Here is a 20696-nt window from a genome sequence, read left to right on the forward strand (position 1 = left end):
GCGGGTCACCGTCGCGCCCCCGTCTCGCCGGCCGCGTCGGCGGCGGTCTGTTCCGTGGCGGCCAGGATCTCGGCCAGGTGCACCGTGCGCACCCCGGTGCGCAGTCGGGACAGCCCACCGCCGATGTGCATCAGGCACGACGAGTCGCCGGCGGCGCACACGTCGGCGCCGGTGGAGAGCACGTGGCGTAGCTTGTCGGCGAGCATCGCCGTCGAGGTGTCGGCGTTCTTCACCGCGAAGGTGCCGCCGAAGCCGCAGCACTGCTCGGCCGCCGGCAGCTCGACCAGGTCCAGGCCGCGGACCTGCCGCAGCAGCCGCAGGGGCTTGTCACCCACCCGGAGCATCCGCAGCGAGTGGCAGGTCGGGTGGTACGTCACCCGGTGCGGGTAGTACGCGCCCACGTCGGTCACCCCCAGCACGTCGACGAGGAACTCCGACAGCTCGTAGGTGTGCCGCGCCACCTCCTCGGCCCGGCTGGCCAACCGCTCCTCGCCGGCCCGGCGGGCCACCATCGCGTGCTGGTGGCGTACCGACCCCACGCAGGATGCCGACGGCGCCACGACCACGTCGTACGGCTCGAACGTGCGCACGTGCCGCCGGACCAGTGGCACCGCGTCGGCCAGGTAGCCGGTGTTGACGTGCATCTGCCCGCAGCAGGTCTGCTGCTCGGGGAAGACCACCTCGTGCCCGAGCCGCTCGAGCAGCCGTACCGTCGCCCTGGCCGCCGCGGGGAACATCGTGTCGGCCAGACACGTCACGAAGAGCGCGACCCGCATCGTCACCCGCCCATCCGGTGCGTGGCGGCCGGTCGGGCCGCCACGTCACCCGTCCGCTGTCGAGGGTCAGCCGAAGGCACGAGTCTGCCAGGTGGCGACCTGGTCGGCCAGCAGCGCCTCGGGCAGGATGGCCATCCGGTCCACCTCGCCGGTGAGTCGCTGCCCGCCGTCCTGGTCGGCCGCGAACCGCAGCTCGCGGTTGGCGCAGCCGAGAATGCCGCCGTCCGGGACCTTGGCCGTGCCGGCCTGCTGACCGTCGACGTAGACCACGATGGCACCGGCGTCGTCCATGGTGATCACCAGGTCGACGTAGCGGCCGACGGGAATGGTGGCGTTGCTGGTGACGCCGGTGCCGGCGCCGATGAACCGCACCTGGTTGCTCGGCGTGAGGTCGATGAGCACCCCGTCGGTGCCCGGGTCTCCGCCGGGCTGGAAGTCGAAGAGCCGCCGGTAGCTGCCGCTGGTGGTCACCTTGACCTCGGCGGCGAACGTCGCGGTCTCCAGGAAGCCCAGCGTGGTCGGGGCGGTCCGCAGGTAACGGGTGCCGTCCAGCGCCAGCGCGCTACCGGTCGGCCCGTCGGTGACGTAGTTCGCGCCGCCCTGGACCGTGGCGGTGCGCCCGTTCGGCGACCGGTCGGCGACCGTGTCCCCGCTGGTGGGATCCCAGGCGACGAGCGGGCGGCCCGGGTCGGGTCGCGCGCAGGGCGGCGGGACCGGCAGCGCGATGGCGGTCCAGGCGGAGGCTCGCCACCCGTCGCCGACCAGCCGTGCCTCGATCCGGCTGCGCCCCGGGGCGGCCTGCGCCGACGGGGTGACCGTGAACCGGTACACCTGGGAGTCGCCGGCGCGCAGGCGGGGCACCTCGAACCGCGCCGGGCGCGCGCTCCACCCGGCCGGCAGGACCGGCTTCAGCGTCGACGGGGCGAGGTTCCCCGCGGCGGTGACCGTCACCGAGACCGTCCCGGACTCGCCGACCTCCAGCGTCTGCGGCGCGTCGACGGCGAAGCCGACCTGCGCGGTGGCGACGTAGCGGTGGCCCTTCTGCGCCGTGAAGGTGAGCCGCTCGCCCTTCGGCGAGGTGGTGACCCGCTTGCCGGTGCTGGCGTCCACCAGCCGGTACGGTCCGGCGAAGAGCGGACTGCGCAGGCTCACCTCGCCGCTCCGCCCGGCGGTGACGGCGATCTCGGTGGCGGCCCCGGCCGACCACTTCGTGTCGACGGTCAGGTCGCCGCGGGCGCGCAACCCGCTGACCGATCCGTCCGGCCAGGCACTGGGCAGCGCCGGGAGGACGTGCACGCTGTCGCTCTGACTCTGCAGGAGCATCTCGGCGACGCCGGAGGTGGCGCCGAAGTTGCCGTCGATCTGAAACGGCGGGTGGGTGTCCCAGAGGTTCGCCAGGGTGCTCTGCCGCAGTTGCTCGGTGAGCATCTTGTGCGCGTGGTCGCCGTCGAGCAGCCGGGCCCAGAAGTTGATTTTCCAGGCCTTGCTCCAGCCGGTGCCGCCGTCACCCCGGGCGGCGAGCGAGACCCGGGCCGCGGCGGCCAGTTCGGGGTCCTCCAGCGCGGAGATCTGGGCCCCCGGATGCAGGGCGAACAGGTGCGAGACGTGCCGGTGCTCGTTCCCGGGGTCGTCCAGGTCCTCCTTCCACTCCTGCAACTGCCCCCACGAACCGACCCGGATGCCCGGGTCGAGCTTGTCGAGCGCGGCCCGCAGCTCCTTGCGGAACGCATTGTCGCCGCCGACGATCCCGGCCGCCTCGACGGTGTTGGTGAAGAGGTCCCAGACGATCTGCTGCGACATCGAGGCGCCGGCGGTGAAGTCGCCCTGCTCCGGGGAGTAGCTCGGCGAGACGACGAGCTGGCCGTCACGCGGGTCGACCACCAGCTCGTCGAGCCAGAAGAGCGCGAGCTGCTTCATGACCGGATAGGCCCGGTCGCGCAGGAAGCGCTCGTCGCGGGTGAACTGGTAGTGCTGGTAGTAGTGCTGGGCGAGCCAGGCGCCGGCCTCGGGAAACCAGAACGAGGTGGCCCAGTTGTGCAGGCCGGTGAAGCCGTAGATGTTGGTCTCGTTGTTCACCACCCAGCCCCGGTTGCCGTAGACCTGCGCCGCGGTGACCTGGCCCGGCGGCACCATCGAGTCGACGTAGTCGAAGAGCGGCGCGATGGTCTCCGACAGGTTGGTGATCTCGGCCGGCCAGTAGTTCATCTGGAGGTTGATGTTGACGTGGTAGTCGGCGTCCCAGGGCGGGTTGGTCGAGTTGTTCCAGACCCCCTGCAGGTTCGCCGGCAGTGAGCCGGCCCGGGACGACGCGATCAGCAGGTAGCGGCCGTACTGGAAGAAGAGCGCCTCCAGGGCCCGGTCCGCCGGCGACCCGCCGCCGGTGTAGCCGCTCAGCAGGTCGTCGGTCGGGATGTCGGGCATCGCCTGGCCGATGTCCAGTCGCACCCGGTCGAAGAGCGCGCGGTGGTCGGCGGTGTGCGCGGCGAGCAGTTCGGCGTAGGTCTTCCGGGCCGCGGCGTCCACGGTCGCGGTCACCCTCGGATGCGGGTCGGCGCCGCGGTAGCTCGGGTAGCCCGACGCGTAGTCGGTGCCGGCGGCCAGGACAACGGTGGCCGCGTCGGCGTCCCGCACGCTGACCGTGCCGTCGGCGCCGGCGGTGACGGCGCCGCCCTCCGCGTTCACCTGGATCTGCGACTCGTACCTGAGCTTGTTGTCGTTGAGCGCGCCGGTGAAGGTGATCCGGCCGCCGCTGGCGGTGACCGTACGGGACCGGTTGTTCGGCGCGGTGACGCCGGCGGTGAAGCCGATCCGGCCCGGTTGGTCGGCGGAGAGGCGCACCACCAGCACCCCGTCGGGGTGGCTGGCGAAGTATTCGCGGGTGTAACGCACCCCGTCGTCGAGGTAGGAGACCGTCGCGACCGCCCGGCCGATGTTCAGCTCACGGCGGTACTCCTGGACGGCGCCGGGATCCTGGCCGAGCCGCAACGACAGGTCACCGAAGGTGTTGTACGAGCCGAAGCCGCTCTTGGGCTGACCGAGCCGGCTCGCCACCTCCTCCGGAGTCAGCCGGCCGCGCTCGTTGATCAGGCGCTGCACCTCCTCGATGGCGCCGGGGCGGGGCGAGGTCCAGTTGCCGAAGTTGTAGCCGCCGGCCGAGCCGGGGCCGCCGGTCCAGAGCGTCTTCTCGTTGAACTGCACCGTCTCCGCCGCCACCCGACCGAAGACCATTCCACCGAGGGCGCCGTTGCCGATCGGCAGCGCCTGAGTCTCCCAGTCGGCGGCCGGTTCGTCGTACCAGAGGGTGAGCGGGTCCTGAGCGGCCGCGGCGGGCGCACTCGTGGTGGCGACCGCCGCGGAAGGGGCGGACCAGGCGGGGAGCGCCGCGGCCAGCACGGCCACCAGGGCCACCGCGGTCAGCCGACGAGGGGCTCGCCATCGGCGAGGGTCATCCATGGGGGTCTCCGGTTCGTCCGAGGGCCGAGCGGGAGCCTGGCGGGCCGATCTCCACGAGAACAGACCACCTGCGGCATGCCTCCGATGTTTGAGCACGAGGTTACAAAGGACACCATCGAGAAACAAGGACTCGATCTCATCGACCGCACCGTCCTACCTCGGGACTGCCTCTGCTGACACGGTATCCACCTTCGACGGTGTCTGCCCCGATGCGGGTCGTGGTCTTGTGGAGCGTCGCGAGGGCCTGATAGACATCGGATGTATTGCTGGCACATTGCGAGACGGTGTCTGGGGGCGACGGGTGAGGCTGTTGCGGATGGGCGCGCCGGGGCAGGAGTCCCCGGCGCTGCTGGACGAGGATGGACGGCTACGTGACCTCAGCGGGGTGACAGACGACCTGGACGCCGCGTTCCTGGCGGCCGACGGCCTGAGCCGGCTGGCCACGGTCGCGGTGGACGAACTGCCGGTGCTCGACGGCGCGGGCGTACGCGTGGGCCCGCCGCTGCGCCCCGGCAAGATCGTTTGCATCGGGCTGAACTATCGGGACCACGCCGCAGAGACGGGCGCGCCGCTCCCCGCCGAGCCGGTGGTCTTCCTGAAGGCGCCCGACACGGTGATCGGTCCCGACGACGCCGTCCTGGTGCCCCGCAGCAGCACCAAGACCGACTGGGAGGTCGAGCTGGCGGTGGTCATCGGCCGTCCGGCGCGCTATCTGAGCAGCACCGAGGAGGCGATGGCCTGCGTCGCCGGTTACGCCGTCGCCAACGACGTCTCGGAGCGCGAGTTCCAGCTCGAGCGCGGCGGCCAGTGGGACAAGGGCAAGTCCTGCGAGACCTTCAACCCGTTCGGGCCCTGGTTGGTGACCGCCGACGAGATCCCCGACCCGCAGCAGCTCCGGCTGCGGCTCTGGGTCAACGGTGTGCTGCGACAGGACGGCACCAGCAAAGACATGGTGTTTCCGGTGGCCGAGGTGGTCCGCTACCTGAGCCAGTTCATGGTGCTGCACCCGGGAGACGTCATCAACACCGGCACCCCGGCCGGGGTCGCGCTCGGCCAGCCTGATCCGAAGCCCTACCTGAGGGCCGGCGACGTGATCGAAGTGGAGATCGACGGTCTGGGCCGACAGCGACAGGTGGTGGGGCAGGCATGATCTTCACCGAGCTGGACATCGCCGACATCCGCTTCCCGACCTCGCGGGCGCTCGACGGCTCCGACGCGATGAACCCCGACCCGGACTACTCCGCCGCCTACGTGGTGATCCGCACCGACGCCGGTGACGGCCACGAGGGGCACGGGTTCGCCTTCACCATCGGTCGAGGCAACGACGTCCAGGCCGCGGCGATCGCGTCGCTGCGTCCGTACCTGGTGGGGCGTCCGGTGGCCGCGGTCCTGGCCGACCTGGGCGGTCTGTGGCGCGAGCTGGTGCACGATTCCCAGCTGCGCTGGCTCGGCCCGGAGAAGGGCGTCATGCACATGGCGATCGCCGCGGTCGTCAACGCGCTGTGGGACCTGCGGGCCAAGCGGGAGAGGCTGCCGCTCTGGCAGCTGCTGAGCCGACTGAGCCCCGAGGAGCTGGTCGACCTCGTCGACTTCCGCTACCTCAGCGACGCGTTGACGCGGCAGGAGGCGCTGGAGATCCTGCGGGCGGCGCGTCCCGGGCGCGCCGAGCGCGAGGACCACCTGCTCTCGGCCGGTTTTCCGGCCTACACGACGTCACCCGGCTGGCTCGGCTACGACGACGACAAGCTGCGCCGGCTCTGCAAGGAGGCGGTGGCCGACGGCTTCGGCCAGATCAAGCTGAAGGTCGGCGCCGACCTGGCCGACGACATCCGGCGGATGACCATCGCCCGGCAGACCTGCGGGCCGGACTTCCCGATCGCGGTCGACGCCAACCAGCGCTGGGACGTGCCGACGGCGATCACCTGGGTGCGCGAGCTGGCGCCCTTCGACCCGTACTGGATCGAGGAGCCGACCAGCCCCGACGACGTGGTCGGGCACGCCACGATCGCCCGGGAGCTGGCGCCGATCCGGATCGCCACCGGCGAGCACGTGGCCAACCGGGTGCTCTTCAAGCAGTTGCTCCAGCTCGACGCGGTCTCCTACCTGCAGATCGACGCGACCCGGGTGGCCGGGGTCAACGAGAACATCGCGATCCTGCTGCTGGCCGCGAAGTTCGGCGTGCCGGTCTGCCCGCACGCCGGCGGGGTCGGGCTCTGCGAGCTGGTTCAGCACCTGGCGATGTTCGACTACGTGGCGGTCGCCGGTGAGATGCGCGGCCGGGTCATCGAGTACGTCGATCATCTGCACGAGCACTTCGTCGACCCGGTGGTGATCAGCCGGGGCCGCTACGTCGCGCCGACCGCGCCCGGCTTCAGCGCCACCATCCGGCCCCGGACGCTGAGCGAGTACGCCTACCCGCACGGCCCGGTCTGGTCGGCCGGAACGCCCGCGGCGCCGGAGCCGATCCCACGGCCACCACAGCCGGGCTCGGCGTGGCCGGAGGCGGGGTGGCACCGTGGCTGAGTTCACCGGTCTGGCGGCGGTGGTGACGGGCGGCGCGTCGGGCATCGGCCTGGCGACCGCCACGCTGCTCGCCGCCCGTGGAGCGCGGGTGGCCTGTCTGGACCTGCGTCCGGAGGGCGTACCCGAGCCACTGCTCGGGCTGGCCGCCGACGTGACCGACGACGTGGGCGTCCGGGCCGCGGTCGCCGCTGCGGCGCGGTCACTGGGCGGCATCGACATCCTGGTCAACAACGCCGGCATCGGGGCGAGCGGCACCGTGGAGGCCAACTCCGACGAGGAGTGGCACCGGGTGTTCGACGTCAACGTGGTCGGCATCGTCCGGGTGACCCGGGCCGCGCTCCCCCACCTGCGCGCCTCGGCCCACGCCGCGATCGTCAACACCTGCTCGATCGCCGCCTCGGCCGGCCTGCCGCAGCGGGCGCTCTACAGCGCCAGCAAGGGCGCCGTGCAGGCGCTCACCCTGGCGATGGCCGCCGACCACGTGCGGGAGGGCGTCCGGGTGAACTGTGTCAATCCCGGGACGGCCGACACGCCCTGGGTACGCCGGCTGCTCGACGCGGCCGACGACCCGGCCGCGGAGCTGGCCGCGCTGCGGGCCCGACAGCCCACCGGTCGGCTGGTGAGCGCGGAGGAGGTGGCCGCCGCGATCGCCTACCTGGCGAGCCCGCTGGCCGCGGCGACCACCGGAAGCGTGCTCGCGGTCGACGGCGGCATGCACGGCCTACGACTGCGTCCCACCCGGCCCCCGGGCTGAACATCCGATGTAACAAGGCCATCTCATCTGGCCTGTCCCGCAAAATCGCGCTATCAGGTCTTGCCGGGCCTTAGATCGACTGATAGACATCCGATGTATTAACAGCGTGTTTCCCGCTTGCCTCCGAGAAGCGTTCACCGTATCCACACTGGATGGAGGACCACCGTGAGACATACCGCCAGGACCCCGATCGGGATCGCCGTCGCCACGATCCTCGCCCTGGGCACCGTCGCCTGTGGTGACTCGTCGCCGAGCGGGACGGGCGGCCAGGCCGGATCCAGCCCGCAGATCGGCATCGACCTGCCCCGCGCCGACTCCGACTTCTGGAACTCCTACGCCAAGTACGTCCCGCAGTTCGCCGACGAGTACGACATCAACCTGATGTCGCCGACCAACTCCCAGAACGACGTCGCCAAGCTCGTCGCCAACGTGCAGGCGATGACCAGCCAGGGCGCCAAGGCGATCGTGATGGCGCCGCAGGACACCGGTGCGATCGCCTCCACCCTGGACACCCTCGGCAACCGCAAGATCCCGGTGGTCTCCGTCGACACCCGCCCCGACAAGGGCAAGGTCTTCATGGTCGTGCGCGCCGACAACCGCGCCTACGGGCAGAAGGCCTGCGAGTTCCTGGGCGAGAAGCTCGGCGGCAAGGGCAAGGTGATCGAGTTCCAGGGCTCGCTCTCCTCGATCAACGGCCGGGACCGCTCCGAGGCCTTCGCCGAGTGCATGAAGACGAATTTCCCCGGCATCACCATCTTCGAGGAGCCGACCGAGTGGGAGGGCGCCAAGGCCGCGGCGGCGCTGCAGACCCGCCTGGCCCAGCACCCCGACATCAAGGGCGTCTACATGCAGGCCGGCGGCGTCTTCCTGGCGCCGACGCTGCAGGTGCTCCGGTCGAAGAACCTGCTGGTCCCGCCGACCGACCCGAAGCACATCTTCATCGTCTCGAACGACGGCATCCCACAGGAGTTCGAGGCGATCCGCAAGGGCGAGATCGACGCGACCGTCTCCCAGCCCGCCGACCTCTACGCCAAGTGGGCGCTCTACTACGCGAAGGCGGCGGCCGAGGGCAAGACCTTCCAGCCCGGCCCGACCGATCACGACAGCACCATCATCGACATCGGCAACGGCCTCGAGGACCAGATCGCCGCGCCGTTGGTGACCAAGGAGAATGTCGACGATCCGGCGCTCTGGGGAAACCAGATCGGCAAGTGATGACCAGTCACGAGCAGAGTGCGAGCTCCGCGGCCGGGGCCACCGCCCCGGCCGCGGAGGCCCGCGGTGTGTCCAAGCGGTACGGGGCGACCGTGGCGCTGGACTCCGCCGGCATCACCGTCCAGACCGGCGAGACCCACGGCCTGGTCGGTCGCAACGGCGCCGGCAAGTCCACGCTGGTGTCGATCCTGACCGGATTGCAGCGGCCGGACAGCGGAGAGATCCGCTTCGACGGCACGCCCGCCCCGGCGCTGGCGAACCGCAGCGCCTGGCGGGAACGGGTGGCCTGCGTCTACCAGAAGTCCACGATCATCCCCGCGCTCACTGTGGCGGAGAACCTCTTCCTCAACCGGCAGGCCGGCGGTGGCCTGATCGACTGGCGCGGCCTGCGCCGCCGCGCCGCCGACCTGCTGGCCGGGTACGGGGTGGACGTCGACCCGGCGGCGCTCGCCGGCTCGCTCACCGTGGAGCAACGGCAACTCGTCGAGATCGCCCGGGCGCTCTCCATCGGCGCCACGTTCATCATCCTCGACGAGCCGACGGCGCAGCTCGACGCCGCCGCCATCGACCGGCTCTTCGCTCGGATGTGCGAACTGCAGGCCGCCGGGGTCACCTTCCTGTTCATCTCGCACCACCTGCAGGAGGTCTACGAGGTGTGCCAGACGGTGACCGTGCTGCGCGACGCGCGGCACATCCTCACCCAGCCGGTGCAGACGCTCTCCCGTGACGAACTGGTCGCCGCGATGACCGGTGACAGCGGCCCGGCGCTCGGCGCCGGGACCGCCCGGCCGCCGGTGCCGGCGAGCGCGCCGGTGGTGCTCGGCCTGGACGGCCTGCGGCTGGCCGGCTACTACGACGGCATCGACCTGACGGTGCGGGCCGGGGAGCTGGTCGGCCTGATCGGCTCGGGCAGCAGCGGCAAGGTGGCCCTCGCCGAGACGATCGCCGGGCTACGCAAGGCCGACGGCGGCACGGTGACGATCGCCGGCAGCGCCCCGAAGCCGGGCAGCGTCCCGGCAACCCTCGCGGCCGGGCTCGGCTACCTGCCGCAGGACCGGCACCGGGAGGGTCTCGTGCCGCTGCTCTCGGTGGCGGAGAACGCCACGCTGCCGATCACCGACCGGCTCGGGCGCGGCGGGATCGTCGCGCCCGCCCGGCGCCGCGCCGCGGCGCAGCGCATGATCCAGACGTACGACATCAAGACCGACGGACCGCACCAGCCGGTCAGCGGCCTCTCCGGCGGGAACGCCCAGAAGGTCGTGCTAGCCCGGGCGCTGGCCAACGAACCGAAGGCGCTCGTCATGGTGAGCCCCACGGCGGGCGTGGACGTCCGCTCCAAGGCGTCGCTGCTGGGCGCCGTGGCCGAGGCGGCAGCCGGGGGCACCGGCGTGCTGATCGTCTCCGACGAGCTGGACGACCTGCGCTCGTGTGACCGGGTGCTGGTGATGTTCCACGGGCAGGTGGTCCGGGAGGTGTCCCGGGGTTGGACGGACGCCGAGCTGGTGGCCGCAGTGGAGGGAGTGGAGCAGCCGTGACCGGCACCCAGACCATCGTCAAGCCGCCGACGCCGACCGGCGGCCGGCCCGGTATCGGCCGGCTACCGCTGGCCCGACTGCGGGACCTCGCGCTGGTCCCCGCGATCCTCCTGCTCATCGTGGTGGGCGCGCTCATCGACCCGGTGTTCCTCAGCGCCGCCAACATCACCAACGTGCTGCAGCAGCAGACCGAGTTGGCGCTGCTGGTGCTCGCCGAGGCGATCATCCTCATCGCCGGCAAGTTCGACCTGTCACTGGAGTCGACGATCGGACTGGCGCCGGCGCTGGCCGTCGCGCTGGTCATCCCGGCGGCCAGCAACGGACTGGGCACCGAGCTGCCAGCCGGCCTGGCCATCGTGCTCTGCCTGCTCACCGGGCTGGCGATCGGGGCCTTCAACGGCCTGCTGATCCTGCGGTTCAAGCTCTCCGCGTTCATCGTCACCCTCGGCATGCTGATCGTGCTGCGCGGTCTGCAGATCGGGATCACCGGCGGGCAGAACCTCTTCGACATCCCGCCCTCGGTGCTCTACCTCGGCAGCGCGGTCTGGCTCGGCGTACCAGCGTCCATCTGGATCAGCGGCACGCTCTTCGTGGTGGGCATCGCCGCGCTCGGCTTCTTCCGGCACGGCCGGTCCGTCTACGCCATCGGTGGCAACACCGACGCCGCCCGGGCCGCCGGTATCCGCACCGACCGGGTGGTCTGGGCGGTCCTGATGATCGGCGGCCTGCTGGCCGCGCTGGCCGGTCTGTTGATGACCGGCCGGCTGGGCTCGGTCGCGGCGGCGCAGGGCGACGGCATGATCTTCACTGTCTTCGCCGCGGCGGTGATCGGCGGGATCAGCCTCGACGGCGGCAAGGGGACGCTCTTCGGCGCGCTCTGCGGCGTGATCGTCCTCGGCCTGATCAACAACATCCTGACCCTCGGCGGGGTGTCCGCCCAGTGGATCCAGGCCATCTACGGCGGCATCATCCTGGTCGCGCTGATCCTCGCCCGCCTCACCTCCGGCAAGGCCCAGGACTAGCCGGACGCGCGCCAGCAGTGACCCGGACAGGCAACGGAAGGAGCATCGCCCATGCAGCGGATCGCCCTGCACACCCGGCTCAGGCCGGGCAGCGAGAGTGAGTACGACGACGTCCACGCCAGCATCCCGGCGGAGCTGGCGACCGCGATCCGCGCCGCCGGGGTGCACGGCTGGTGGATCTGGCGGGACGGGCCGGACCTGTTCCACCTGGTCGAGGTCGAGGACTACCAGCGGATGCGGCACGCGCTGCGCGAGCACCCGGCGAACGTGGCGTGGCAGGCCCGGATGGCCCCGCTGCTCGACGTGCCGGACGACTACTCGGGCACCGACTCGGGGTTGCCCCTGGTGTGGGCGCTGCCCGCCGAGCGGGACGGGGCGATCCGATGACCGGCGTGCGGGTGGGCCGGTCGGAGGTGACCGTGGGTCGGCTCGGTCTCGGCTGCGCCCAGCTCGGCAACCTCTACACGCCGATCGGTGAGGCCGACGCCATCGCCACGGTGGCGGCCGCCTGGGACAGCGGGATCCGCTACTTCGACACCGCGCCGCACTATGGTCTCGGGCTCTCCGAGCGCCGGCTCGGCGACGCGTTGCGTGCCCTGCCCCGACCGGCGTACGCGGTCAGCACGAAGGTTGGTCGCCTGCTCGTACCGGAGCGGTCCGGGGGCGGCCGGCGCGACCCGGAGGGCTTCGACGTGGTCGCCGATCACCGGCGGGTCTGGGACTTCACCGCGGACGGGGTGCGCCGCTCCCTGGAGGCCAGCCTGATCCGGCTCGGTCTCGATCGGATCGACCTCGTGCTGATCCACGATCCGGAGGACCACCAGACGCCGGCGCTGGCGCAGGCCTACCCGGCGCTGCACGAGCTGCGGGCGCAGGGCGTCGTCGGCGCGATCGGAGTCGGGTCGAAACAGTGGCAGGTGCTGCACCGCTTCGTCACCGAGACCGAGGTGGACGCGGTCATGGTGGCCGGCCGCTACACCCTGCTGGAGCAACCGGCGCTCGACGCGCTGCTGCCCGAGTGCGAGCAACGCGGGGTCTCGGTCTTCAACGCGGGCGTCTTCAACAGCGGTCTGCTGGCCGTGCCGCGTCCGCACGCCGGTCTCCCCTACGAGTACGCCGACGTGCCGCCCGCGGTCCTGGACCGGGCCCGGGCGATCGCCGAGGTCTGCGAACGGCACGGCACCTCGCTGCCGGCCGCGGCGCTCGCCTTCGCCGCCGCGCACCCGGCCGTCGCCGCGGTGGTGGTGGGCGCCCACGGCCCCGACCAGGTCCGGCGCAACGCCGCGCTGTCGGCCGCGGCGCCCCCGGCCGGCGAGTTCTGGTCGGAGCTGGTCGCCGAGGGGCTGCTCCGGCCGGACGCGCCGCTGCCCGCCCCGTCGGTCGGTGCGGTGTGATCGTCGACGCGCACCACCACCTGTGGCGGGTCGAGGACGGCTACCGCTGGTTGGACGCGGCCGAGCTGGCCCCGATCCGACGCTCGTTCGTCCCCGACGACCTGCGGCCGGAGCTGACGGCCGCCGGCGTCGACCGGACGGTCCTGGTGGAGGGGGGCCGCTGCGACCTCGACGAGGCGGCTCTGCTGCTCGACCACGCCCGGCGTACCCCGACGATCGCCGGGGTGGTCGCCTGGGCCGACCCCGCCGACCCGGCGCTCGCCGACACCATCGCCGGCTACCGGCGGTTGCCCGGCGGCGAGTTGCTGGTCGGCCTGCGCCCCCAGCTGCAGGCCGAGACGGACCCGGACTACCTGGACCGCGCGCAGGTCCGGCGCGGCCTGCGCACCATCGCCGACGCCGGGCTGGCCCTCGACGTGGTGGTCCGGGTCGACCAGCTGCCGGCCGTGACCCGGGCCGCCCGCGGCGTGCCCGAGCTGCGGTTCGTCCTCGACCACCTGGGCAAACCACGGATCCGGGACGGCGGCGCCGGTCTGGCGGCCTGGGCCGGTCCGATCTCGGCGCTCGCCGCCGAGCCGAACGTCACGGCGAAGCTCTCCGGGTTGGTCACCGAGGCCGACTGGGAGCGGTGGACGGTGGCCGACCTGCGCCCGTTCGTGACCGAGGCCCTCACCCGCTTCGGCGCGTACCGGCTGATGTTCGGGTCCGACTGGCCGGTCTGCCGACTCGCCGCCGACTACCAGGCTGTGCTGGCGGCCCTGACCGAGGCGCTGCCACCGCTGTCGCCCGGCGAGCGGGCGGCGGTGTTCGGCGACACCGCCGTGCGGACCTACCGGCTCGGGCGTTGAGCGGTCTCATACTCTGCGGTACGGACGAAGGCGGGGGAGAACGTGGCTGTCACGGACGAGGCGATCGACAAGATCAAGCAGATGATCGTCGCCGGCGAGTTGCGCCCGGGCGACCGCCTGCCCCGCGAACCCGACCTGGCCGAACGGCTGGGGCTGTCCCGCAACTCGCTGCGTGAGGCGGTCCGGGCGCTGTCGCTGATCCGGGTCCTCGACGTCCGGCAGGGCGACGGGACGTACGTGACGAGCCTGGATCCGGCGCTGCTGCTCGACGCCCTGAGCTTCGTCGTCGACTTCCACCGCGACGACACGGTGCTGGAGTTCCTCGAGGTCCGGCGGATCCTCGAACCGGCCGCGACCGCGCTCGCCGCGCAGCGGGCGACCGAAACCGATCTCGCCGCGCTGCGCGGCGTGCTCGACGGGCTCGGCGACGATCCGAGCATCGACGAGCTGGTCGCCAACGACCTGGAGTTCCACCGGCTGATCGCCGTCTGCGCGGGCAACAAGGTGCTCTCGTCCCTGCTCGACAGCCTCTCCGGGCCGACCACCCGGGCCCGGGTCTGGCGGGGGCTCACCCAGGAGGGTGCGGTCGCCAAGACCCGCGAGCAGCACGCCGCCATCCTGGACGCGGTCGCCTCCGGGCACGCCGACCTGGCCCGGTCCTGGGCCACGGTGCACGTCGCCGGCGTGGAGCAGTGGCTGCGCCGGGTGCTCTGAGCGGGCGGGCCGGACAGTTGACCGGCGCGCGTCACGACGAGCGCGGCAGCGGCATCCCACCCATCCGGCCCTCGGCGGCCCGCCAGGCCGCCTGGTCACCGCGCGGCTCGTACCGCACGATCTGCTGGGTCTCGCGCAGCACCGCCCGCAGCGCGGGCAGCCCCCCACCGACGACGCCGGCGGCCCGGGCCTGCACCAGGACGTTGCCCAGCGCGGTCGCCTCGACCGGCCCGGCGAGCACCGGCAGCCCGCAGGCGTCGGCGGTGAGCTGACAGAGCAGCTCGTTGCGGGCGCCGCCGCCGACCACGTGCACGACGTCCACGTGCCGGCCGGAGAGCTGCTGCGCCTGGCGTACCGCGCGGCGGTGCGCCAGGGCCAGGCTGTCCACGATGCAGCGGACCGTGCCGGCCGGGCTGGTCGGCACCGGCTCGCCGGTCCGCCGGCAGGCGTCGGCGATCCGGGTCGGCATGTCACCGGGAGGCAGGAACGCCGGATCGTCCGGGTCGACGACGGAGCCGAAGGCCGGCTCCCGGGCCGCCTGCCGCAGCAGGGTGGGCAGGTCGAGGCTCCCCCACGCGCGCACCGACTCCTGCAACAGCCACAGGCCCATCACGTTGCGTAGGTAGCGGATGGTGCCGTCCACCCCGGACTCGTTGGTGAAGTTGGCCAGCCGGCTCGGCTCGCCGAGCACCGGCGCGTCGAGCTCCACCCCCACCAGGGACCAGGTGCCGCAGGAGACGTACGCGAAGTGCTCCCCGGCCGCCGGCACCCCGACGACCGCGGACGCGGTGTCGTGCGAGCCCACCGCGACCACCCGGGGCTCGCCGGGCAGCCCCAGCGCGGGCAGCACCGGGCCGACCGGGGTGCCGGGCTCGCGCAGCGGCGGGAACAGCTCGGCGCGGATCCCGGCGTCGACCATCAGGTCGCGGGCCCACGCCCGCCGGCGCAGGTCGTAGAGCTGGGTGGTGGAGGCGTTGGTGATCTCGGCGCCGATCGCACCGGTGAGCCAGTAGGTGACCAGGTCCGGGATCAGCAGCAGCCAGCGCGCCGCCACCAGCTCCGGCGTGCCGGCGGCGGCGGCGAGCTGGTAGAGGGTGTTGAACGGCAACTGCTGCAACCCCGTGGCGGCATAGAGCCGCCGCTCCCCCAGCCGCTTCGCCACCCGCTCGGCGACCCCGTCGGTACGCCGGTCGCGGTAGTGCACCGGGTCGCCGAGCAGCTCCCCGGCGGCGTCGAGCAGGCCGTAGTCCACGGCCCAGGAGTCGATCCCGATGCTGGTGACCGGCCCGGCGGCCCGCAGGCCGTCGAGCACCCCACGGTAGAGGCCGCGGATGTCCCAGTGCAGGGAGTCGCCCACCCGCACCGGCTCGTTGGGGAACCGGTGCGCCTCGGTGAGCTCCAGCGTGCCCGGTTCGACGCGGCCGACCATGACCCGGCCGCTGGACGCGCCGAGGTCGACGGCGGCGACGCGCAGGCTCACAGCATCCCCCGCCGGGCCGCCCACACCACGGCCTCGATCGGCGTCGTCACGCCGAGCCGGTCGCAGATGGCCCGTACCCGCCGCCGCACGGTGCGCTCGGAGAGCGCGGTGCGCCGCGCCACCGTCTCCAGCGGCAGGCCGGTCGCGAGCAGTCGCAGCAGTCGCAGGTCCGCCTCGCCGAGCATCGGATCGTCCACCGGTGACGTCGTCCTCATCTCGCCCGCACCGGCCTCAGCGGAGAAAGGCCGCGGCGACGCCGGCGTCCACCGGGACGTGCAGCCCCGTGGTGTGCGACAGCTCGCCGCCGGTGAGCACGTAGACGGCGTTGGCGACGTGTTCCGGCAACACCTCCCGCTTCAGCAGGGTGCGCTGGGCGTAGAACTCGCCGAGCTTCTCCTCGGGCACGCCGTAGACCGCGGCCCGCCGGGCGCCCCAGCCGCCGGCGAAGATGCCGGAGCCGCGTACCACCCCGTCCGGGTTGACGCCGTTGACCCGGATGCCGTGCCCGCCCAGTTCCGCGGCGAGCAGCCGGACCTGGTGCGCCTGGTCGGCCTTGGCCGCGCCGTACGCCACGTTGTTCGGGCCGGCGAAGAGCGAGTTCTTGCTGGCGATGTAGACGATGTCGCCGCCGAACCCCTGCTCGAGCATGACCCGGGCGGACTCCCGGGTGACCAGGAAGGAGCCCTTGGCCATCACGTCGTGCTGCACGTCCCAGTCCGCCTCGGTGGTCTCCAGCAACGGCTTGGAGATGGACAGGCCGGCGTTGTTCACCACCAGGTCCACCCCGCCGAAGGCGAGCACCGTGTCCCGCAGCGCGGCGGTGACGGCCGCGGCGTCGGTGACGTCGGCGGCGACGGCGACCGCCACGTCGGTGGTGCCGATCTCCGCGGCGACGGTGGCGGCGGCCTCGGCGTCGCGGTCGGCGACCACCACGCACGCCCCCTCGGCGGCGAGCCGGTGCGCGACCGCCCGGCCGATGCCGGAGCCGCCGCCGGTGACGAACGCGACCCGGGTGGCCAGCGGCTTCGGCTCCGGCAACCGGCGCAGCTTCGCCTCCTCCAGGGCCCAGTACTCGATGCGGAACTTCTCGGCCTCGTCGATCGGCGCGTAGCGCGACACCGACTCCGCGCCGCGCATCACGTTGATCGCGTTGAGGTAGAACTCGCCGGCGACCCGGGCGGTCTGCTTGTTCTGGCCGAAGCTGAACATCCCCACCCCCGGCACGAGCACGACGGCCGGGTCGGCGCCGCGCATCGGCGGACTCTGCGCCGTGGCGTGCCGCTCGTAGTAGGCGCGGTAGTCGTCGCGGTACGCGGCGTGCAGCTCCCGGAGCCGGGCGGTCACCTCCTCGATCGGCGCGGTGGGCGGCAGGTCGAGCACCATCGGTCGGACCTTGGTACGCAGGAAATGATCGGGACAGGAGGTGCCGAGCGCGGCGAGCGCCGGATGCCGTTCCCGGGCGAGGAAGTCGAGCACCGCGTCGCTGTCGGTGAAGTGCCCGACCTGCCGCCGGTCGGTGCTGGCGAGGCCACGCAGCAGCGGGAAGAGAGCCGCAGCCCGCTGCCGCCGCTCCGGTGCCGGCAGCGGCTGGTAGCCGGCCCGCACCGGGCCGAACGGCTCGGCCCGGCCCCGCTCGTCGAGGAACGCCTGGGCGGCGCGGATGATCTCCCGCGAGTTGCGCTCGCACTCGTCGCTGGTCGAGCCCCACGCGGTGATGCCGTGCCCGCCCAGGATGACGCCGATCGCCTGCGGGTTGGCCGCCGCCACGGCGGCGATGTCGAGGCCGAGCTGGAAGCCGGGCCGCCGCCACGGCACCCACCGCACCCGGTCGCCGAAGATCTCCTTGGTCAGCGTCGGGCCGTCGGCGGCGGTGGCGATGGCGATTCCGGCGTCGGGGTGCAGGTGGTCGACGTGCGCCGCGTCGACCAGCCCGTGCATCGCGGTGTCGATCGAGGGCGCTGCCCCGCCCCGGCCGTGCAGGCAGTAGTCGAACGCGGCGACCATCTCGTCCTCGCGCGCGAGGCCCGGGTAGACGTCGACGAGGGCGCGCAGCCGGTCCAGCCGGAGCACGGCCAGGCCCGGCTCGGTCAGGGTGCCGAGGTCGCCGCCGGAGCCCTTCACCCAGAGCAGCTCGACCGGGCCGCCGGTCACCGGGTCGGTGGCCTCGCCCTTGGCCGAGGTGTTGCCCCCGGCGTAGTTCGTCGTGGTCGGGTCGGCGCCGAGCCGGTTGCTGCGCGCGATCAGCGCCTGAACCTCGGAATGCATCGTCCTCACGTCCCTGTCTGCGTGCTCGTGGTGGTCAGGCGCCCCAGCCGGCCTGCTGCCCGCCGGCGCGCTCGGCCCGGATCGTCTCGAAGTAGCCGGAGCGGGCGTAGGCGGCGATCGGGTCCGGGTCCAGACCGAGGTCGGCGCGCAGCTCGGCCAGCATCGGCCGCACGTCGGTGTGGTACGCGTCCATCAGCGCCGCGTTGGCGCCCAGCACGTCACCGGCCCGCTGCGCGGCGGCCAGCGCGCCGGCGTCGACGAGCAGCGCCTTCGCGGTCGCCTCCTGCACGTTCATCACCGACCGGATGATCGCCGGGATCTTCGGCTCGATGTTGTGGCACTGGTCGAGCATGAACGCGATGCCGGCCGCCGGCGCCAACGCGTCCGCACGGACGATCTCGTGCATGATCCGGAACAGCTGGAACGGGTCCGCGGCCCCGACCATCAGGTCGTCGTCGGCGTAGAAGCGGGAGTTGAAGTCGAACCCGCCGAGCTTCCCGGCGCGCAGCAGGAAGGCCACGATGAACTCGATGTTGGTGCCCGGGGCGTGGTGCCCGGTGTCGATGACGACCTGCGCCTTCGGTCCGAGTTCGAGGCAGTGCGCGTACGCGGTCCCCCAGTCCGGGACGTCGGTGGTGTAGAAGGCGGGCTCGAAGAGCTTGTACTCCAGCAGCAGCCGCTGGTCGTCGCCGAGCCGGTCGTAGGTCTCGCGCAGCGCGGTGGCGAGCCGGTCCTGCCGGGCCCGGATGTCGTCCTGGCCCGGGTAGTTGGTGCCGTCGGAGAACCACAGCTTCAGGTCCCGCGAGCCGGTGCGGTCCATGATGTCGACGCACTCCAGGAGGTGGTCGATCGCCTTGCGCCGCACCCCCGGATCCGGGTTGGTGACGCTGCCCAACTTGTAGTCGTTGTCCTGGAAGACGTTGGCGTTGATCGCGCCCAGCGTGACGCCCAGCTCGGCCGCGTGGCGCGCCAGGTCGGCGTAGTCGTCGACCCGGTCCCACGGGATGTGCAGGGCCACCGTGGGCGCGACCCCGGTGAGCCGGTGCACGACCGCCGCGTCGGCGATCTTCTCGTACGGGTCGCGCGGGACACCCTCCTGCGGGAACACCTTGAACCGGGTGCCGGAGTTGGCGTACGCCCAGGAGGCGGTCTCGATGCGCTGGGCGCGCAGGGCCTGCGTGATCCGGTCCCGGGTGGACGCGTCGGGCTGCGTCATGGTGTCTCTCCCGTCTCCGCGGCGAGTTGTGCCGCAAGGTTGAAGACCTCGTCCAGTGGCCGCATGGCACGGTCGGCGGCGCCCTGGTCGAGGTCGAGGAAGAAGGGCGCCATCTCCGCCTGCCAACGGGCGTTGACGTCACGGGCCTGCATGGCGGCCAAGGCCGCCGGGAAGTCGTCGGTCACCAGGAACCCGACGAGCAGGCCGTCCGGGCGGAGGAAGAGCGAGTAGTCGTGCCAGCCGCTCTCGGCCAGCGCGGCGAGCATCTCGGGCCAGACCCGCTCGTGCCGGGCGCGGTACTCGGCCAGCCGGGCCGGATCGACCTGAAGGGTGAAGCAGACGCGGGGCATGGTTCTCCCGTCGGCGCCCCCGGCGGTGCCGGCGCCGTTCGACGTCGGCACCGCCCGGTGAGCGGTCAGAAGTCGAACTGGTCGATGTTGCTCTTGTCGAAGACGGTCGGTGGGCCGAGGATGACGACGCCGTCCTTGCCGACGGTGTACTCGCCGAGCTTGCCGGCGGTGAACTTCTCGCCCTCGGCGCCGGTGATCTGCCCCGAGGCCAGCGCGGCGCCGGCGTACGCCGCGAGGTAGCCGAGGTCGGCGGGGTTCCACAGGGCGAACGCGTCGACGCTGCCGTCCTTGACGAACTCCCGCATCTGGTTCGGGGTGCCCAGCCCGGTCAGCTTGACCTTGCCCTTGTACTGGGAGCCGCTGAGGTAGCGGGCGGCGGCCGCGACGCCGACGGTGGTCGGGGAGATGATGCCCTTGAGGTTGGGGTACGACTGCAGCAGGCCCTGGGTCTCCTGGAACGACTTCTGGTCGTCGTCGTTGCCGTACGCCACGGTGACCAGCTTGATCTTGCTGTAGTCGGGCTTCTTCAGCTCCTCCTTCATCAACGCGATCCAGGCGTTCTGGTTGGTCGCGTTGGCGGTGGCCGAGAGGATGGCGATCTCACCCTCGCCACCGATCTGCTGCGAGATGAGCTTGACCTGGTTCTCCGCGATGCCCTGCGCGGTCACCTGGTTGACGAAGATCTGGCGGCACTCGGGCTTGGTGTCGGAGTCGAAGGTCACGATCTTGGCGCCGGCGGCCTTCGCCTGGTTCAGCGCGCCGCAGATCGCGTTCGGGTCGTTGGCCGACGTGACGATGACGTCCATGCCCTGCTGGGACAGGGTGTTGATGTAACTGACCTGGGAGGAGGCACTGGCCTCGGAGGGGCCGACCTCCTTGTACTCGCCCTTGAACTCGGTGACCGCCGCCTTGCCACCGTTGTCGGAGACGGTGAAGTAGGGGTTGTTCACCTGCTTCGGCAGGAAGGCGATCTTGAGCCCTTCCTTGATCGCGGCGTCGGGATCGGCGCCGCCACTGGCCTGGTTGCCGGCGCCGGGTTCGTTGCCGGAGTTCTCCCGGGTGGTGCCGCCGCAGGCCGTGGCGCTGAGCAGCAGTGCGGCGAGGGTGAGGCTGGTGGCCCCGACACGGAGCCCTCTGCGATAAGCGGACAT

The 20696-nt window shown here is 72.2% G+C and carries 18 protein-coding genes; 10 read left to right on the forward strand and 8 right to left on the reverse strand.

Features of this window, described 5'->3' with window-relative positions; all coding sequences use genetic code 11:
- Nucleotides 1-5: 5 nt before the first annotated feature.
- Complete coding sequence (locus ACIBBA_RS15975; protein ID WP_396697925.1) at nucleotides 6-776, reverse strand: (Fe-S)-binding protein; 771 nt, start codon at nucleotides 774-776, stop codon at nucleotides 6-8.
- Between the two features lie 66 nt (nucleotides 777-842).
- Nucleotides 843-4229 carry a glycosyl hydrolase family 95 catalytic domain-containing protein gene (locus ACIBBA_RS15980; protein WP_396697788.1) on the reverse strand — a complete coding sequence of 1129 codons (3387 nt, stop codon included), beginning with the start codon at nucleotides 4227-4229 and terminating at the stop codon, nucleotides 843-845.
- A 301-nt stretch (nucleotides 4230-4530) separates the two neighbouring features.
- Here ACIBBA_RS15980 and ACIBBA_RS15985 point away from each other — a divergent pair, with 301 nt between their 5' ends.
- From ACIBBA_RS15985 to ACIBBA_RS16030, 10 genes are all read left to right on the forward strand, one after another.
- On the forward strand, nucleotides 4531-5379 hold the full coding sequence (locus ACIBBA_RS15985; RefSeq protein ID WP_396697790.1) for a fumarylacetoacetate hydrolase family protein: 849 nt from the start codon (nucleotides 4531-4533) through the stop codon (nucleotides 5377-5379).
- Nucleotides 5376-6752 carry an L-fuconate dehydratase gene (locus ACIBBA_RS15990; RefSeq protein ID WP_396697792.1) on the forward strand — a complete coding sequence of 459 codons (1377 nt, stop codon included), beginning with the start codon at nucleotides 5376-5378 and terminating at the stop codon, nucleotides 6750-6752. Before ACIBBA_RS15985 ends, ACIBBA_RS15990 begins: the two co-directional genes overlap by 4 nt.
- Nucleotides 6745-7506, forward strand: coding sequence for an SDR family NAD(P)-dependent oxidoreductase (locus tag ACIBBA_RS15995; RefSeq protein ID WP_396697794.1), 762 nt, complete (start codon nucleotides 6745-6747; stop codon nucleotides 7504-7506). Before ACIBBA_RS15990 ends, ACIBBA_RS15995 begins: the two co-directional genes overlap by 8 nt.
- Before the next feature lie 165 nt (nucleotides 7507-7671).
- Entirely contained in the window at nucleotides 7672-8721 is a 1050-nt protein-coding gene (locus ACIBBA_RS16000) for a sugar ABC transporter substrate-binding protein (protein WP_396697796.1), read from the forward strand.
- Nucleotides 8721-10256, forward strand: coding sequence for a sugar ABC transporter ATP-binding protein (locus ACIBBA_RS16005; RefSeq protein WP_396697798.1), 1536 nt, complete (start codon nucleotides 8721-8723; stop codon nucleotides 10254-10256). The genes ACIBBA_RS16000 and ACIBBA_RS16005 overlap by 1 nt, the downstream gene beginning before the upstream one ends.
- Entirely contained in the window at nucleotides 10253-11278 is a 1026-nt protein-coding gene (locus ACIBBA_RS16010; protein ID WP_396697801.1) for an ABC transporter permease, read from the forward strand. Before ACIBBA_RS16005 ends, ACIBBA_RS16010 begins: the two co-directional genes overlap by 4 nt.
- 51 nt (nucleotides 11279-11329) lie before the next feature.
- Nucleotides 11330-11665, forward strand: coding sequence for an L-rhamnose mutarotase (locus ACIBBA_RS16015; protein WP_396697803.1), 336 nt, complete (start codon nucleotides 11330-11332; stop codon nucleotides 11663-11665).
- Nucleotides 11662-12672, forward strand: a complete 1011-nt coding sequence (locus ACIBBA_RS16020; protein ID WP_396697805.1) for an aldo/keto reductase — start codon at nucleotides 11662-11664, stop codon at nucleotides 12670-12672. Before ACIBBA_RS16015 ends, ACIBBA_RS16020 begins: the two co-directional genes overlap by 4 nt.
- Complete coding sequence (locus ACIBBA_RS16025; RefSeq protein ID WP_396697807.1) at nucleotides 12669-13520, forward strand: amidohydrolase family protein; 852 nt, start codon at nucleotides 12669-12671, stop codon at nucleotides 13518-13520. The genes ACIBBA_RS16020 and ACIBBA_RS16025 overlap by 4 nt, the downstream gene beginning before the upstream one ends.
- Before the next feature lie 42 nt (nucleotides 13521-13562).
- Nucleotides 13563-14234 carry an FCD domain-containing protein gene (locus ACIBBA_RS16030; protein WP_350870389.1) on the forward strand — a complete coding sequence of 224 codons (672 nt, stop codon included), beginning with the start codon at nucleotides 13563-13565 and terminating at the stop codon, nucleotides 14232-14234.
- A gap of 31 nt (nucleotides 14235-14265) precedes the next feature.
- On the opposite strand, the gene ACIBBA_RS16035 is transcribed toward ACIBBA_RS16030, so the two are convergent.
- The 6 genes from ACIBBA_RS16035 to rhaS all read right to left on the reverse strand — a co-directional run bounded on the left by ACIBBA_RS16035 (nucleotide 14266) and on the right by rhaS (nucleotide 20696).
- Complete coding sequence (locus tag ACIBBA_RS16035) at nucleotides 14266-15714, reverse strand: rhamnulokinase family protein (protein WP_396697810.1); 1449 nt, start codon at nucleotides 15712-15714, stop codon at nucleotides 14266-14268.
- Entirely contained in the window at nucleotides 15711-15929 is a 219-nt protein-coding gene (locus ACIBBA_RS16040; RefSeq protein WP_396697812.1) for a LuxR C-terminal-related transcriptional regulator, read from the reverse strand. Before ACIBBA_RS16040 ends, ACIBBA_RS16035 begins: the two co-directional genes overlap by 4 nt.
- A 16-nt stretch (nucleotides 15930-15945) precedes the next feature.
- A complete protein-coding gene (locus ACIBBA_RS16045; RefSeq protein WP_396697814.1) occupies nucleotides 15946-17988 on the reverse strand; it encodes a bifunctional aldolase/short-chain dehydrogenase in 2043 nt (680 codons plus the stop codon).
- A gap of 25 nt (nucleotides 17989-18013) precedes the next feature.
- Nucleotides 18014-19195 (reverse strand): L-rhamnose isomerase, encoded by a 1182-nt coding sequence (gene rhaI / locus ACIBBA_RS16050; RefSeq protein ID WP_396697816.1) that lies wholly within the window; start codon nucleotides 19193-19195, stop codon nucleotides 18014-18016.
- A complete protein-coding gene (locus tag ACIBBA_RS16055) occupies nucleotides 19192-19545 on the reverse strand; it encodes an L-rhamnose mutarotase (RefSeq protein ID WP_396697818.1) in 354 nt (117 codons plus the stop codon). Before ACIBBA_RS16055 ends, rhaI begins: the two co-directional genes overlap by 4 nt.
- 65 nt (nucleotides 19546-19610) lie before the next feature.
- On the reverse strand, nucleotides 19611-20696 hold the full coding sequence (rhaS, locus tag ACIBBA_RS16060; protein WP_396697820.1) for a rhamnose ABC transporter substrate-binding protein: 1086 nt from the start codon (nucleotides 20694-20696) through the stop codon (nucleotides 19611-19613).

Source organism: Micromonospora sp. NPDC051006 (assembly GCF_044456245.1).
Taxonomy (GTDB): domain Bacteria; phylum Actinomycetota; class Actinomycetes; order Mycobacteriales; family Micromonosporaceae; genus Micromonospora.